Raw genomic sequence first — 15,077 nt, forward strand, 5'->3', positions numbered from 1 at the left:
TGATAAAACTTAAAAAAAAACTACTTAAAAAACTGGATCATATCATGCAGGAGTTACATGAAGAGTTTAGTAACACAGATTGTTTAGAATGCGTGAATTGGTGTAAAATTATTGATTCATTATTTAGTGATAAAGATGTAGAGGGGGTTTTAAAGTTTTTAAAAATTAACCCCAGGCAATTTGAAGAACAATACCTACGAACAGATAAGGATGAAGACTTGATATTGCAACAAACTCCGTGCACTTTTCTTGGGGCCGATAATTACTGTGCGATTTATGAGGTAAAACCAAAAGCATGTTGAGAGTACCCACATACAGATCATAAAAAATTTCGAGAGATATCTAATTTAACGCTAAAAAATGTAGCAATTTGCCCTACAGCATACAATATTGTAGAAAAAATGAAACCTAAAAGACCTTTATAGATAAGCCTATATACAATTACTCCTATATGTAATTCATAAGCATATAGGAGTAATCTTGAATATGGGTCTAAGCAAATAATTGTTTTCGTATAAGTTTTTTCTCTTTCTAACAAAAAAAGCTTAAGGATTTAGAGACCAATTTATTTATTAATGTTTTTACAATTTATTTCAGATATATGAATATAACTATTATATCTAGTGCCTCCATATTTTCCACCTCCTTCATAAGTGCGAAATAATTTTCCTTCATAGACTTGACAAGTTCCATCCTTTGCTTTAGTAGCAACTTGTACGGTAATCCTTTTCTCTAAAGGAACTCCCAAAGCATTTTTTTCTACAATCCAATTACTATACAAAACAACACGTTGAATTGTTCCATATTTAGAAGTATTATGGTGTTTCTGTTTAATAGTTGCTATTAAATTAGCATTATTATATCCAGGGGTTTCCATTCTAAAAGAGTCTATTATACGCTGTCTGTACTGCTCAAAATAACGATCGTATTCGCCACTATCTATATAGGTGTTCAACTTTTGTTTTTGTGTGATGAGCATATTTTTGATATCATCCACCCATGATTTATCCTTTACTCCTTGATATATATCGGCATCGTCCTTAAATAATTTTAAAGTTTTATCTACTACTTGTATAGCTGTTTTAGGCCTCATTTTCCACTCATCATCATTAAATGATTTATACGCTAACTTCTCTATTACATATTTTTTGTATTTAGGAGCTATTTCATTTGTTAATGTATTTTCAAAGTAGTTATCCACATTAGAGATGTCAGCTTCTGCTTTAGGATCAGAAATCCCCATGTTTTGATAAGCTTCTTTATGCGCCTCATATTCTTTGTAATTAGGGAATTCTAATGACCCCTTTTTTATTCTGTCTACACTATTACTAATTCTTTCTAAATGCCATAAAGATTTATTTCCACCATCTCTAAGAGCAATTTCATCATCGACCAATTTTTTGTATTTATCATACTCTGTTGTGAATTCTGGAATCCTCTTGCTATCTGAATAAAAATTATTGAGAGTGGTTAATTTTTGATCTAATGCAAATAATGCATCCTTTATTTCTTCTTTCGTATGTTTCTTAACATTTTCATTAGAAATAAAAATAGATTTTAAAATATCTATTTTTTCTACTGTTGATTTTTCAATTTTTAAAGTTTTTGGATCTGTGCCGGACACATTTTGATCCAATGAAACATTTTTTGTTGAAGTTTTAGATGAATTGGTAGCTTTACCAGATTTTTTTTTAAGAATTTTTGATGTTTTCGGTTTCTTAATTTTTGGAAATTGCGCATTTACATTTAGCGCAAAGGTTATTAATATTAAGGTAAGAATAATTTTTAATTTCATTTTCATCTTTTTATTTAGTGAGCTGTAAATGTTGATTTGATTATCATGAAACTTGAAGCTTTTTTGAATCACTGTGATTATTATAACAATAAGATCAAAAAGTATACAATTATGATATTTGAAACATGCTTTTTCAAAACATTTACTTCATATTATATTTGATTCAATTTTAGTTAAATTTTTATATAATTATGAAGTCAAATCCAGACTTTGTGACGAATGTCTTATAATTAGTGATGAATTGTTTTACTTAGGAAATAGGCACCTTTATTTAGCTACTCAATACTGTGAAAATACAATAGAGTTCTTTTATTTATTATCTATTTCTATAAATTTTTCTTTCTCTAAACTGGGAGTTTCTGGTGCGGGATCATAATGTCCACTCAGAGTAGAAAGAATTTCTCCTGTTTCTTTATGTATTTCTTCAATATACTCAATTCCTCCCTGATCGGGATTTCTGGATGTGGTGTATACCAAATAATGGTTTTCTTTTTCATAAATAGAGATAACAACAGATGATTTATTGCCTTTGTTAAACACGTTATTATTAGCTCCATTACGGTTTAGGATAAAATTGATAACATTCATATCTTCTGTTGTGGGGCGATAAAAAGTAGTGTTTCCTCCTTTATTATTGTCACTGCTTATAGAGATCGATTTAGAAGGAAATTCTACAATTATGTCTGTATTGTAACTACTGTTTTTTGGAAAATAGATTACATTGTATCCAAAATGAACCTTGATCCTTTTGTTACTGGCCAGTATTTGTATGAAGTGAAAATCATCTTCAGTTACCTCTGGCTTAGAAATAGAATGTAACTCTTTTAGAGCCATATGAATAATGTGATTTTTTCCTAGCTTCTTTAACTCTAATATTTCTTCTTGTGGAGATGTGGATTGCGCACTCATAAATAAGACAGGTAGTGAAATAAACAGCAAACGAATTGGTACCTTCATGGACTTTCTTAATTAATGATTCCTTTATTGGTAGAGATCTCATCCATCATTTCTGAAGAGTGTCCATTTTGTTTAGCTTTTTGTACGTAGTTTAAGGCTTCTTTTGGGTTTTTAAGTTTATAATATATCTCTGCGATATTGGCGAGATACATGGGTTCATTGGTTGCGGTTAGTGCAGCATTTTTAAAATAAGGTAATGCTTCTTCATAGCGTTTCTCTACATCTAATGCACAACCAGTGAGGTTGTATAACCGTGCGAGTGTTGCTATATCATGAGAAGCCTTTTTGATATACTCCTCTTGTTTTTCAAGATATGCAGGAATTCCTTTTTTTAACCACAGCAAGCGCGCTTTTAGAAAATAAACCTGACCAAATTCTGGATCTATTTTTAGAATAGCATCCCCTTTTTGTTCTGCCAATTCGAGATCTTTATTTTTTAAATCATTCCAGGCAGCCTGGAGTAATGCAAACTTACTTTTTTCCTTGATTTTGTATAAGTCAATTTCTTCAGAGAATTTGTCTTTGTTTTGAGTGATAGCCTCAACAATGATTTCTGCTATGCTTGCCAGTTCTGGCCTTTTCTGGATATGCTTATAGGTGTAATGAATGAAGTTAAAAGCTAATAGTCTGTCGTGATCATAATTTTCATCTTTGGCTATATTATTAGATAGTTTTTGTATGAATATATTTTTAAAATCTTCACCATAGATGTGTTCTCCTTGTTCAAATAATACATCTATAGTAGTATACCATGATTTTTTATAAGGCTCAGGTTTTATAGTGTTATCCCAAATAGGTTTTTCTTCTTCAGATTCAAAACTTTGTAGTATGTGTTTAACCTGTTGTTTTCGATATAACTGTAATAAGAATGTTTCTTCGTTTTCATAATCATCATCTCCAAAAAGGTCGTCGTCATATTGTTCATTATACTGTTTCGCAGAATTTGCTCTAGAAATCAATTCCTCTGGAAATTTTTCGTGACCTAACCTGATAAGCATGTCACAAACAGGTACAATCATATTTTTTATACGATGATTTTGCCTTTCACCGATATCGGATTCAAATTGCTCAAAAATTTCTAATAACTCCTTTTCAAATGATCTTATAACTGCCAAAGGAAGTTTGGAAATATTAATTGTATTTCTGTGTGCATCACCGATGTAATTATAATAATCTAAAACATCATACGTATCAGTTAACAATTTTTTGATATAATTGTAGATAGATTTATGAGAATACATTTTATAACGATAGGCCAACCTTGCTCTTAGAGATTCATCATTTAGCGTATCTAGAATATCTAATAAGAATGCTTTAATTTCGGGATCTTCAGAAAATTCGTCCCATAGACCATATCCGTTATTTACAAGAATCGATACATATCCTTCTTTTATATTGGGAACATTTGGTGTTTTTTCTAAAACAGGTTTTGGGATACTATATTTTGCGCCATTAAACATAATATTTCTAATAATTTTTCGGTCAGGATGAGAAGCAATGATTTGAAGTACCTGGTTTTTTAATTTTCTAAGATCTCTCGAATCATCGTTTTCTTGTTTCGGTCCAAAAACAGGCCCCTGAATATATGATGGTTTGATTTTTGTCGAACTGCTCGAAATAGCTTTTCCATTTTTTAAAGAACCAGAAGTATTTCTAATTTCATCTTTAGGGTTTTTCAGATTAAGTATCTGTATCAACTCTTTAAAAACACCTTCTTCGGTAATCATTCTGCTTTCTAATTGCTTGATCAAATTTTCATTACCACTAAGTATAATGCCTTCGGCAGTTTCAGGATCTTGCGACGAACTGATTTCGCGATAAGGATTCCAGTTATGATCCGGGAATTCTAAATATCTGGATTCATTATTTATAAGTATCGAAACATGTTTTGAAGTCATTGTATTAAAACTATCATTCGAAATGATTTTATCTATGACACAATTAAGATCGTAATTCATTTTCATGAGCTGAGGATCAAAATTCATATCCAAAGTATCAGAGAAATATGGATAAATGTTAAAGTTAGAGTAGACCATAGGGAGTCCAGATTCCTCATGAAAACTAGATACTATTGCAGGACTTGAGCATCCCTGAAAAGAAAGTGATATCACTCCATAATCAGGTTTGTGCTCCAGAACTACTTTTCCAATACTAAAACCGGGATGATGTTCTACCAAATGTTCAAAACACTCAATAGCCATCTTTTCTAATATATCCTGAATGTCAAATTCTTGTTTCTGTTGAGCAAGGTTTTTATCTTTTTCTAAAATACAGATATCATATTTTGTAAAACCTATAACAGTATCTTCATCATACATTGTTGCTATGTTATAGGTTAATCGTTCACTATATAAATTCTCCTTGTTTAGACTTTCTAACCAATTAATGAGTGAAATCTTACCATTATCTTCTTTAGAAAGCGTGGTAAATAAAAATTCATCGCCTGTACTACATAAAGGGATATTAGGTTTTTCTGAAAAATAATAAATAGGAGCAAGGTCGTCCCAGTTATGACAGATAAATTTTGGGTCAGCAGGATTACTTATATCTATTACAGATCGGGTAACCATATAATGCTCAAAAAACGCTACATGCATATCTCCAGGTGTCTTATCTTCTATAATACTGGATAAATAAGTAGGATTGCTTTTGTCCTTAATATCTAGTAGTAGAACCAAACCAGCACCAGCACCCACAACCAGAAGATTATGGTGAATATGAAGACTATACCCACTTTCTATAAACAGGTCTGAAGAAATCGGGTTCGCATTGGGATTAGAAAGATCAAAGATTTCAAGGTATTCATTATTACAAACATACAAATGACCATCTAAAATATTGAGATTACCATATTTTGGCACTTTTTTAGTATTTCTAATACTACCTTCTATAGGAATAATAGTATTTCCCTGGATTTGGTATCTTACAATTCCTTTATCATAATCTGATATATATACTACTTCGTTATGGTAAGAATAGTGGTATCTTTTTTCCTTATCTAAGGCAATTACAGTATGTTTTATGATCTCATAAGTATCTGTAATTTCTCCTATAAAAAGTTCTTTATCACCATTTACTGCGATGAATTGATTTTTACTAATAGGCACAACCCAACTTAAATCAACATCTTCGATTTTATGAGATAGATAGTAACAATCTTCATAAGGTACTTTTTCTATTTCTTGTTTAGCGGTTTCCGGAATAACAAGAGAAGATACTTTTACTTTGAATTTAAAATCTTCTTTTTCTTTCTCTTTTGCTAAGTAATCATCATAAGTTTGAAGCATATAAGAAGAATTGGCAAACTCTTTTTTAAATAATGTACGGGCATTATCAGAGAAGAAAATTCTCTGAAAACAGTATAAAGCATTTTCTTTTTCTCCAAGAATTGTATATAATTTAGATAATGCTATTGCTGCCCTGCCTATCGAAAAAGACTCTTTATTTTCTGACATAAAAGAAATGAGTTCATCTTTTAGCCTATTAAGTTCATCTTTCTGATCTTGATATAATCTAATATCAAATAACCACTTTGGTAATAATGCATCTTTTTTGGCTCTTTTACTTTCAATTGAAGCATAGCACTCATCAAATTCCTCTTTACGGTTTAGGAAATATAAATTTTCTAATAAATGTACTTTATAATGATCTGATAATTGCTTTATAGATTTAAGGATTGCTGTTGATTCCTCATACCGTCCTTCAGAAAATAATCTGGCGGTTAAGAATTTTTGAAGATCAGAATAGTTTTTATTAGTATCTGGTAAAAGTTCTAGTGTTTTTCTGAAAGCTTCTTCACCATAGTTATAAAGCTTTTCTTCTGCTTTGTATGAAATATCGAGGTTATGTTCCTGTATAGTATTTAACCATTTTGTAAAATTGGATTCGTTATGGATTGGATCTGGAACCTGCAAAGGATCTATTATTTTATCCGGAAACTGTACCATAAATTCATCAAAAGCACTAAAAAAAGCTTCTTCTGGTAAATCACCTTCTTCTTCTTCGATATGTCCTCCATCTAGTTTCCAATCTTCAAATTCATCGGTTAATCTAAAAATAGCTTTTTCTCTAAGTTTGGATTGTATAAAGCCATACTCGATATTTTTGATGTCATAGGTGTATATATTACTTTCTTCTTCAGAACCTTCGTATATATTGCTTTTGGGATAAAATAAATAAAAACCAGTGTCATAAAACTTTAAATATGGATAGGTTAATTTTGACTGAGGCAACGCAAGCATCACATTATAAAATGGACCAGAACCGTTAGGATGATTAAAAGCCAGTATTCTTACATTATCGTCCTGTTTAAAAGTTAGTTTGTGCGTAACAAAACCCACAACATGTTTGAAATCTTTTTGAGTATAAGAACTGGCTACATTTTTTATAGCATTTTCAATTTGTAAAATCAATTCTTCGCGTAAGCATACTAAATAACTTTTATATAATTGGTCAGATATATGGTCAAAAGTAAGTGCAGGCTTTATTTTTGCATATTTTTTTTTCTGCTCAGTTGCCTGATCAATAAAAGAAGTATCTAATTCTTCTCTCTTTTCAAAAGCCGTATCTGCAATATCTAACCATTCGGATATTGAAATTGTACCAATATCCGATGCATCATCATATTCAGATCCATAATAATACTCGTCCCAGGCATTGTTATAGGTTACTTTAAGTACATCAAAAGTCTTATTGGGCGAAATGATAATCATTCGTAGCTCTTCTGGATTAATTTTTCCTGAAGTAACAGCCTGATCTATGATTTCCTTAAGCTGTTTTTGGATCGATGTAGTGATGTTTAATTGCATAGCGTTTTTTCTATAGATTAGTGCTGTAATAATTTATAATCTAGTTGCAAAATATGAGAATTTATTATTAGAGCTAAATATCTTATTTACATTTTAATTATATTGCTATTGATACGTATTAAATTGATTATAAAACTGTTCTCAATTTTAACAAGACAGTTTGATTTTGTTGGTTATAAAACAGGGTATACTTGTTCTTTATTTCTATCTATTTTGTTGCAATTCGTATGATTGCTAATCTATTCATTCTCTTTTTTTAAAAGTTTCTTCACAATAACCACAAACCGAGCTTACCTTTTTGTAACACCAGAAGAGATATAAAAACCTGTACTCAACTATTTCTATGTTCTTATACCAATTTAATTTTAAAATGCCGTATCCAAGGCATAGTTGTTTTTTGCTCTAAAAACGCTGTGATTAAAAAGCATAGCCTTAGCTACGGGGTTTATGAACAAGGAATTTAGAGTTAAAAAGAAGGAGTCGATATGCGACATTTTAAGATTAAAATGGTATTACTACATAAAGAATAAGAAAGAGGCTACGATCTGCCAACAGCCAATAATGATTCCTATAACTCCTAACTTACGTTGTTTTGATGCTGACTTTCCTCTTAATTGATTTGCTTTTTCTTTTGTAGCTCCATTTTTGAATACGAAAAACTTGTTAATTGAGCGGAAAACTAACATGAAACCTAATACAGCTTCCATAATATTCCCAGCTAATAAGGTGATCCACCAGATAGGATAGGTTGTAAGCCATCCCAGGTTTAAAACTGCTGAAATGATTCCCCATAAACCCCAGAAACAGAACATAAGTCCGATCATAAATCTGATCAAGCTTGGCAACGGTTCGATTTTTTCTAAAAATTCTTTTACCTCTGGTTTTTTTGATAGCAATAATGATGGTGCTGCTACTATAATACTTAATAAAATCAATGTGATTCCCAAGGTCATAATTTTTAGTTTTAAAGTGTTAGTACTTATTTTTTTTTGATCCCTGTTTTGAATCCTAAAATTCACAGTACAAAGATGATAGGTATAGGTTTTGAAGTTTTTTTTAAACTATCTTTTATAAATTATCGAGATACTAGATCATTTTTTCTAACTCAGGAAGCTTGGTGTCAATTTCGATTTGTCTTTCTCTGCATTCTTCAGATTTATTACTTTCGGGATGATTAGCAAGAAAACCGTTAAGTGCCATTTGCATATCTTTAAGGTATCTTATTTTTAATGAAATTTTTTCGGTTTCCTGGTATTTTTGCCAGGCTTCTTCGACATATTTATATTCTAATTCCTGTCGTTCTAATTGTTTAATTTCTTTCCATCCGGGTAATAAATCTATTAATTTCTGAGAATTAGGAAAGGCTTTAATGGTATCCTCTAGATCAGGAACAGCAGCATATGCAGGCCTTAAGGTAGTATCAGAAAAGAAAGTGATGGCTTCTTTTTCACTATCTCCAAGAAAAACAGCTAAGATTTCATTCCACCCTATCGAAATAAACAAGAAACTACCATCGGGTATTGTGGTATCGGTAGTAAGTTTATACATGTTTTCTTTTTCTAAAGGCTCTATGCCAAAATTTACATCTTCATTAAATCCTCCCAATGCTAGTTTTCTTGCTTGAGCCACCAGAGATCCACTATCAAAATTTTGAAGATATACAATAATCTCTATGTGATCATTTTCTCTTAGTACCGACGGAACCTTGTTAAGGTGTCTAAACTCAGGGAAACTGGTGTTATTGATGGTTGCAAATGATAGATAACTATCTTTACTTTTAATATGTATTCCGAATTGTTTGATGTTATTTTCCATGATTCTTTTTTGTTTTTTAAAACAAGATGACCTGATTTCATCAAATTTGCAATGTAGTGTAATTGGGTTGCAGATGAATCCCAGGCCATCTATACATAAAATGTTATTGGGATTAAAAATCGATATCGTCTCCTGCCTTTGCCGAAGCAAATTCTGCATTATATTTTTCCATTAATTCTCCCATTTTTAATGCCATACGAGTATCTGTAGCCATTTTTGGAGTCCAATGCATACCTACAGAACTCCAATCGGTAACTGTAAGTCCGTATTCTTGTAAGATTGAAGCAGCATCTTTTCCTTGAGCCGCTCCCATATTTTGATGACACATAACTTTAACATAAAGCTCGAAATCTTCATAAATATCATTGTTACCCGCAGAAGAGTCAGTTTCAGATTCTTGATTGCTTTCTGCATTGGCAAATTTGCCAATGTTCGAATTCATAAAAGCATCACCATATACCTTAGAAATTGCAAAAGTTGTGTCTTGAGACATTCTTGCGGTCCATTCTGCAGATACTTCATCCCAGATTGGTTTTTCTGTTCCTACAACTTTAAGTACTTCTTCTAGATCCATACCTCCTGCTATTTTTGCATTAGCAGCGGCCCAGGTTTCCATATCAATGCCATTAATAGGATCTAATAATCCACCGGCTTCTGCTGCTTCTATATGGGCATCCATCTGTGCATCTAGTTTAGCTTTTTGCTCTTTTAGAAAATTATCGGCATCGTCGTATGCTTTTTCTTCAGCAGAGTTTAGTAAAGCTATCCCCCATAAAAAATGATTTTCATCAGCGAATCCATATTCACGAATCTGATCATTAAATTCTGAAAGGTCACTATCTTTTAGGTTTTTAATATCATTAAGGATATCGGTAGCATCCTCGTGAGAAAGTTCACGAACCTGCTCTGGCATTTCGAGTTTATTAACATATCCATATCTTCTGATACCAGACTTAAATTGGTTATTAAGATCCACCCAATGTGGTTCATTTAGGTTAGGTTTAAATGGCCACACATCATAATCTTCACCTTCTTCAAGGTCCTGAAAAGAAAGATCTGCACATGGCCATGTCATGTAGTCATAGCTGTGCCAATCCATGCGATCAAGAATCGCTAGATAATCTCTGTATTCGTCTTTTTGTTTTCCTGAAACGTCTTGATAAAATTCATTAACTGTACTCATATGGTATAATTTTTAAAGATTGATTTTTGTTTTTAGAATTGAGATAATATTTCCTGTTTCTTTTGTTTGTATTCCTGTTCGTCGATTAAGCCAGCATCAAACATTTTCTTTAGTTTTTCTAGTTTTTGCATCGGATCGTCGTTTTGAGGTTGAGGTTGAGATTGAGGTTGAGGAGGAGTATTTTGTTGAGGTGTAGACTGCTGTCCTTGATTATTCATCATATTCCCCAGCATTTGACCCATTCCCAGGCCAGCCCCCATTTGCATACCGATATTACCACCGCCTTCATTTTTTGCCATATTTTTTAAGGCCTCGAGTTGTTGGTAATCCTGGTAGCTTACTCCAAGTTCTTTCATTGCCTGTGCTTCGGCACTCATATCTGCAATTCGACTAATTCTTGTTTTGGTTTCTTCATCAAAACTGGTTCCTTCTATCCTAAAATCAAGGAGTTCAAAACCTAGTTCATCGAAGATTTGTGCGCTCGAATTCTGAGAGAATGATGCAATTTCATTACGATGTTTATCAATTTCTACATAACTAAATGAAGCGTTAGCCAGGAAATCACTGATAGGCTGAGTAATTCTGGATAGAATAACTTTTTGTATTGCCTTTACAGGATAGTAGTCGTCACCTGCAATAACGTTGGTAAAAAAATCAACTGGTTTAGTGATTTTGAAAGAAAAATTACCAAAAGCACCTAATCCTACAGGAAAATTATAAACAGGATCTTTATAGGTGATAGGAGAGGGGGTTCCCCAACGAATATTTTGCATTTCTGCTTTTCTATAGAAAAAGATACCTACTTTATGAGCAGATTCAAAGGTATACATGATATTCTTGATGGTGGTCCAAAAAGGAATATTTCCTGTTTTAAGATCGTAAAGCCCTTCTTCTTCAAAGACGCCTTCTACTTTGCCCTCGTATACAAAAAGACATCCTTGTCCGGGCCCTACGATCAATTTTGAAGCATTTTTAATCTCGTCCCCGTTTTCTGTCCATTTTTCAAAAAGAGTTTCGGGTTTTGGGTTTTGCCATTCGATTACCGAACGGAGTTGACTTCTAAATGAATTTGACATATTTTTTTCTTTTAGGATTACTAATAGTTAGTTAAGAATGCAGTTTTAGCCTTGAGATCTTTTTCATACCGATCTTTATAATCTGGTATGATTTCGATTCTCTTCTTTAAGTAGGTCTCTACATATTTTTGATATAGAGGCGTTAATTCCTCTTTACCATACGTTTCAGAATCTTGTATGTAATTTTGAAACTTAAACTCTTCATATTGCAGATAGTGCTCTAATGCAGCTTCTTCTCCAAGAGCATGGATAGCAAAATGTTCGATATTTCTGGCTTTAGTTCCTGGTTCGAATGTATTTACCGTTTGGCAATATTCACAAGTACTGTAATACGATCTAAAAAAATTATCTTTTACTGGTAGTTTAGCTTGACATTGGGTACAACAAAAATCTTTGGATAAAGTATCTTTTACTTCTTTTAGTAATTTTTTTGCAGCATCTGCAAAAATTTTCACTTCGTATGATTTTAGTTTTTGTTCAAGTTTAAATTTTGTTAGATACCCTTTATCTCTTTCTTGTATAAATTTTTTAGAACCAAATTCTGCTCCTGAATCTTCAAAGGCTTCTTCGACTTTATCTTCCCATGTGCTATCTATTTTCCAGATAAGTTCATTAGCTTGAGAATAAATTCCTTGCCAGGCATTATGAAATGTAGTAGTTTCAAAATCAGTTGCTTTAAATAATAGAGGTAATGCAGCTTCTGTTTTTTCTAATATCTCCTCGAATCGATCTTCGATTTTCTTAAGGAATCCATCCCATCTATTTTGTGTTTCATTAAATGACATACTTTTAAAGGATTATTATATTTTAATAGAATTGGTCTCCACAGAAATCACAGTATTTAAGGTCTGTGTCTTCGGGTCTTGCCGCTCCGCAGCTTTTACATCGTTTGGTTTCGAGACCTGCATTTGTTTCTTCATATTTTTTTGTAGAAGAGAGTGCATTGGCCAGGATATCATCGAGAAGATTTTTTTTCTCTTCTTTAGAATTTTGTTTATCGTCGTTTTCTTGCATCTTAAAATTGGTGGTTTAGAGAGAAGACATATAGAAAAGAGGTTATTCCCATATTTTTTGAAGCAAAAAACATAGGAATAACCGTAGGTGCTACTATTCCAATTTACGTTTTATAGCCCTTTTTTTAAGTCTTCGATTGTTTTAGCCATTACTACTCCTGGTAATTTGATAGGAGCTGCAACCTCTGCTAGGAAAGTACCTTTTACTTCACCAGTTTTGTATGTGGTAAAACCGATACGATACAATCCAACAGTTAATGCTTTAAGAGGATCACTTGCTTCACTTTTATATCTTAATAGAGAGTTATAACCACTTCCACTAGGCTGCTTAGGCATTTCACTGCTATCATCATTACGATCTAAAGTAACCCAGTTAGCACTTTTTACAGTACCCTCACTAATATTATCTTTACTCGTTATATCAGAACGTTCTAAGGTAATATACGTGTCAAAATAATCAGTTGATTTTGCATTATCTGTATATGCTGCTGATTTTGTTGCTTTTTTGATTTTAGTTTTCCCTACAGGAGACATCATTCTTACCCCAATTTCTGGAGCAACAGCAGGAATCCATACATAAATGTAATAGAATTTCTTACCGTCTTTTACTTCATCTTCATTACCAGGTGCAGCATACCCCATATAAGACACAACATCTGTATAAGGCACTTTTATGGTTTTGGGACCTATCTTTTTTTCGATAGAACTACCAAACTTTTTTAATTTTTGAGCTTGGACATTTAGATTGCTTCCAAAAGCAAGGATAACAACTAAGATTAAAATTTTTGATTTCATTTTTTTGTTTTATGTGTTAATTAATTTATTGATATACTCTTTTATTACTCTAGTGTAAAAGTTACTTTTACAAGATGTTTTTGAATTTCTTCTGGTTTATGCATATTTATGTATTGCGTTCTCGAATCAGAATTTTCAACCTTTATAATATGCCCCAATTTTTTATTGAGATGATCGGCAGTTTTTTTTGCTTTCACTTTTGCATCTTCAATTGCAGTGAGTGTTAAAGCGGCCCATTCTGTATTGTTTTTTTCTTTGGCTACTGCTTCGACCTGCATAATTGTTAAACCATTCATCCTCTGTTTGGTGATTTTGATCACCTCTTCTTCTGAAGCTGTTGTATAATTGTAATATGAAATATCATTTACTTCTGAGTAAGATGCATACAATTGATAGAGAACATTCTTTTGAAACTTACTAAAATCAACTCCTATAGTCTTTAACTTATCACTGTATGATTGTTTAACCTGTGATAGACTTTTGGGTTCAAGTTGCTGATATCCATTTGCAACGAGTTGTTTTAGCGAGATGGTAAGAACATAGTTGTTAACTTCTATTTGCTTGTTCGCTTCTCCTACAATAGTTAGGGTCGCATTATTTTCTTGTGAAATAACCGATGTAACCGTTAAGAGGAGTACTATAAAAACAAGTTTTTTCATTTTAAAAAATTATATGATTCTACGTGATTTCTATTTTGTTAAATATGGCAGTACAGTAAGTAATGCAATAAGCATAACCAGAATTGTAAGCCCTGTAAAGTGATACCATGGAGTTTTTATTTGATTGTTTTTAAAATCGTTAAAACTCTGTGTCAATTGCTGATTCTGAAATTCTCTTTCTTCAAAAGCTCCTTTACAATGACCGCAAACCGAGTATACTTTTTTTCCGATAGGAAAGAACGGTATCCAAAACACATGAAAATATTTTCTATATCCTTGTATCCACATATTGTTTTCTGTATTACAATAAGGGCAATTTCCTCCTTCTAATTTTTTAGGATGAATGGTTGAAGAACCTGTTCCAAATATGATCATGATGTTTCGGATTTTTTCTGCTTAATTGCAGTTGTTACTGTTGTAAGTACTATAAAAAACAAGTTTTATAGAGGTGTTAATATTAGTAAGGCAAAAATGATAATACGATCATTGCAGCACCTACAATTAAACCAACGATTCCTAGTTTACCTTGTTTTGGTGCTAATTTTGCTCTTAGTTGGTTGGCTTTCTCTTTGGCCGCTTCATTTTTAGATAGTACAAGCTTATTAATCATTCCAAAACCTAACATGAATCCTAATACTGCCGAAACAATATTTCCTGCTAAAAAAGTTACCCATCGAATTGGAAATGATGCAAGCCAGCCTATACCAAGGATTGAAGAAATGATTCCCCATATTCCCCAGAAACAAAATACAAGTCCAATCCAACCTTGATACGGTTCGATTTTTTCTAAAAGTTCTTTCGCGTTTGGTTTTTTAGATAATAATAGTGATGGTACTGCTATAATACTTAATAGAATTAATGTGATTCCCCAGATCATAATTTTTAGTTTTAAAGGGTTAGTATTTATTTTTTGTGATTTTATATATGACTTCTTATATCTGTTTTTTTTTTGATACATGTTTTGAAGACCAAAAAT

At 32.1% G+C, this 15,077-nt stretch carries 13 protein-coding genes and 1 pseudogene; 1 reads left to right on the plus strand and 13 read right to left on the minus strand.

Translation table 11 applies throughout. The annotated features are described in order from the left end of the window. Positions 1 to 5: 5 nt before the first annotated feature. Positions 6 to 425 (plus strand): annotated as a pseudogene (locus tag NNH57_RS05710) (YkgJ family cysteine cluster protein); the annotation flags it as partial. Positions 426 to 565: 140 nt separating this feature from the next. On the opposite strand, the gene NNH57_RS05715 reads toward NNH57_RS05710, so the two are convergent. From NNH57_RS05715 to NNH57_RS05775, 13 genes are all read right to left on the minus strand, one after another. Continuing rightward, positions 566 to 1,795 carry a hypothetical protein gene (locus tag NNH57_RS05715; protein WP_132066162.1) on the minus strand — a complete coding sequence of 410 codons (1,230 nt, stop codon included), beginning with the start codon at positions 1,793 to 1,795 and terminating at the stop codon, positions 566 to 568. Between the two features lie 309 nt (positions 1,796 to 2,104). Beyond that, positions 2,105 to 2,704, minus strand: a complete 600-nt coding sequence (locus NNH57_RS05720) for a hypothetical protein (RefSeq protein ID WP_108808428.1) — start codon at positions 2,702 to 2,704, stop codon at positions 2,105 to 2,107. Between the two features lie 56 nt (positions 2,705 to 2,760). Continuing rightward, on the minus strand, positions 2,761 to 7,560 hold the full coding sequence (locus NNH57_RS05725) for a tetratricopeptide repeat protein (protein WP_108808429.1): 4,800 nt from the start codon (positions 7,558 to 7,560) through the stop codon (positions 2,761 to 2,763). Positions 7,561 to 8,075: 515 nt separating this feature from the next. Continuing rightward, positions 8,076 to 8,513: a hypothetical protein gene (locus NNH57_RS05730; RefSeq protein WP_074408587.1), complete on the minus strand. Its 438-nt coding sequence runs from the start codon at positions 8,511 to 8,513 to the stop codon at positions 8,076 to 8,078. Positions 8,514 to 8,646: 133 nt separating this feature from the next. Further along, positions 8,647 to 9,375, minus strand: coding sequence for a hypothetical protein (locus NNH57_RS05735; protein ID WP_074408258.1), 729 nt, complete (start codon positions 9,373 to 9,375; stop codon positions 8,647 to 8,649). 112 nt (positions 9,376 to 9,487) lie between these two features. Continuing rightward, on the minus strand, positions 9,488 to 10,558 hold the full coding sequence (locus tag NNH57_RS05740) for a DUF6620 family protein (protein WP_074408257.1): 1,071 nt from the start codon (positions 10,556 to 10,558) through the stop codon (positions 9,488 to 9,490). Between the two features lie 32 nt (positions 10,559 to 10,590). Next, positions 10,591 to 11,634 (minus strand): SPFH domain-containing protein, encoded by a 1,044-nt coding sequence (locus NNH57_RS05745; protein WP_074408256.1) that lies wholly within the window; start codon positions 11,632 to 11,634, stop codon positions 10,591 to 10,593. 20 nt (positions 11,635 to 11,654) lie between these two features. Next, a complete protein-coding gene (locus tag NNH57_RS05750; RefSeq protein ID WP_074408255.1) occupies positions 11,655 to 12,419 on the minus strand; it encodes a hypothetical protein in 765 nt (254 codons plus the stop codon). Positions 12,420 to 12,441: 22 nt separating this feature from the next. After that, positions 12,442 to 12,648 (minus strand): hypothetical protein, encoded by a 207-nt coding sequence (locus NNH57_RS05755; protein ID WP_074408254.1) that lies wholly within the window; start codon positions 12,646 to 12,648, stop codon positions 12,442 to 12,444. A gap of 110 nt (positions 12,649 to 12,758) precedes the next feature. Further along, positions 12,759 to 13,442 (minus strand): Lipl32 family lipoprotein, encoded by a 684-nt coding sequence (locus NNH57_RS05760; RefSeq protein ID WP_074408253.1) that lies wholly within the window; start codon positions 13,440 to 13,442, stop codon positions 12,759 to 12,761. Positions 13,443 to 13,486: 44 nt separating this feature from the next. Next, positions 13,487 to 14,101, minus strand: a complete 615-nt coding sequence (locus NNH57_RS05765) for a hypothetical protein (RefSeq protein WP_074408252.1) — start codon at positions 14,099 to 14,101, stop codon at positions 13,487 to 13,489. 30 nt (positions 14,102 to 14,131) lie between these two features. Then, positions 14,132 to 14,476 carry a zinc-ribbon domain-containing protein gene (locus tag NNH57_RS05770; protein WP_074408251.1) on the minus strand — a complete coding sequence of 115 codons (345 nt, stop codon included), beginning with the start codon at positions 14,474 to 14,476 and terminating at the stop codon, positions 14,132 to 14,134. 82 nt (positions 14,477 to 14,558) lie between these two features. Beyond that, the gene (locus NNH57_RS05775) at positions 14,559 to 14,978 is read right to left on the minus strand and encodes a hypothetical protein (protein WP_074408586.1); all 420 of its coding nucleotides are present in this window, start codon (positions 14,976 to 14,978) and stop codon (positions 14,559 to 14,561) included. Between the last annotated feature and the right edge of the window lie 99 nt (positions 14,979 to 15,077).

This window comes from Aquimarina spinulae (genome assembly GCF_943373825.1).
Lineage (GTDB): Bacteria > Bacteroidota > Bacteroidia > Flavobacteriales > Flavobacteriaceae > Aquimarina > Aquimarina spinulae.

Bases quoted from the DNA above. Each gene is read 5' to 3' on its own strand.
- NNH57_RS05760 (WP_074408253.1), bottom strand. From the start codon at position 13,442: ATGAAATCAAAAATTTTAATCTTAGTTGTTATCCTTGCTTTTGGAAGC.
- NNH57_RS05730 (WP_074408587.1), bottom strand. From the start codon at position 8,513: ATGACCTTGGGAATCACATTGATTTTATTAAGTATTATAGTAGCAGCA.
- NNH57_RS05715 (WP_132066162.1), bottom strand. From the start codon at position 1,795: ATGAAATTAAAAATTATTCTTACCTTAATATTAATAACCTTTGCGCTA.
- NNH57_RS05720 (WP_108808428.1), bottom strand. From the start codon at position 2,704: ATGAGTGCGCAATCCACATCTCCACAAGAAGAAATATTAGAGTTAAAG.
- NNH57_RS05775 (WP_074408586.1), bottom strand. From the start codon at position 14,978: ATGATCTGGGGAATCACATTAATTCTATTAAGTATTATAGCAGTACCA.
- NNH57_RS05740 (WP_074408257.1), bottom strand. From the start codon at position 10,558: ATGAGTACAGTTAATGAATTTTATCAAGACGTTTCAGGAAAACAAAAA.
- NNH57_RS05755 (WP_074408254.1), bottom strand. From the start codon at position 12,648: ATGCAAGAAAACGACGATAAACAAAATTCTAAAGAAGAGAAAAAAAAT.
- NNH57_RS05745 (WP_074408256.1), bottom strand. From the start codon at position 11,634: ATGTCAAATTCATTTAGAAGTCAACTCCGTTCGGTAATCGAATGGCAA.
- NNH57_RS05735 (WP_074408258.1), bottom strand. From the start codon at position 9,375: ATGGAAAATAACATCAAACAATTCGGAATACATATTAAAAGTAAAGAT.
- NNH57_RS05725 (WP_108808429.1), bottom strand. From the start codon at position 7,560: ATGCAATTAAACATCACTACATCGATCCAAAAACAGCTTAAGGAAATC.
- NNH57_RS05770 (WP_074408251.1), bottom strand. From the start codon at position 14,476: ATGATCATATTTGGAACAGGTTCTTCAACCATTCATCCTAAAAAATTA.
- NNH57_RS05750 (WP_074408255.1), bottom strand. From the start codon at position 12,419: ATGTCATTTAATGAAACACAAAATAGATGGGATGGATTCCTTAAGAAA.
- NNH57_RS05765 (WP_074408252.1), bottom strand. From the start codon at position 14,101: ATGAAAAAACTTGTTTTTATAGTACTCCTCTTAACGGTTACATCGGTT.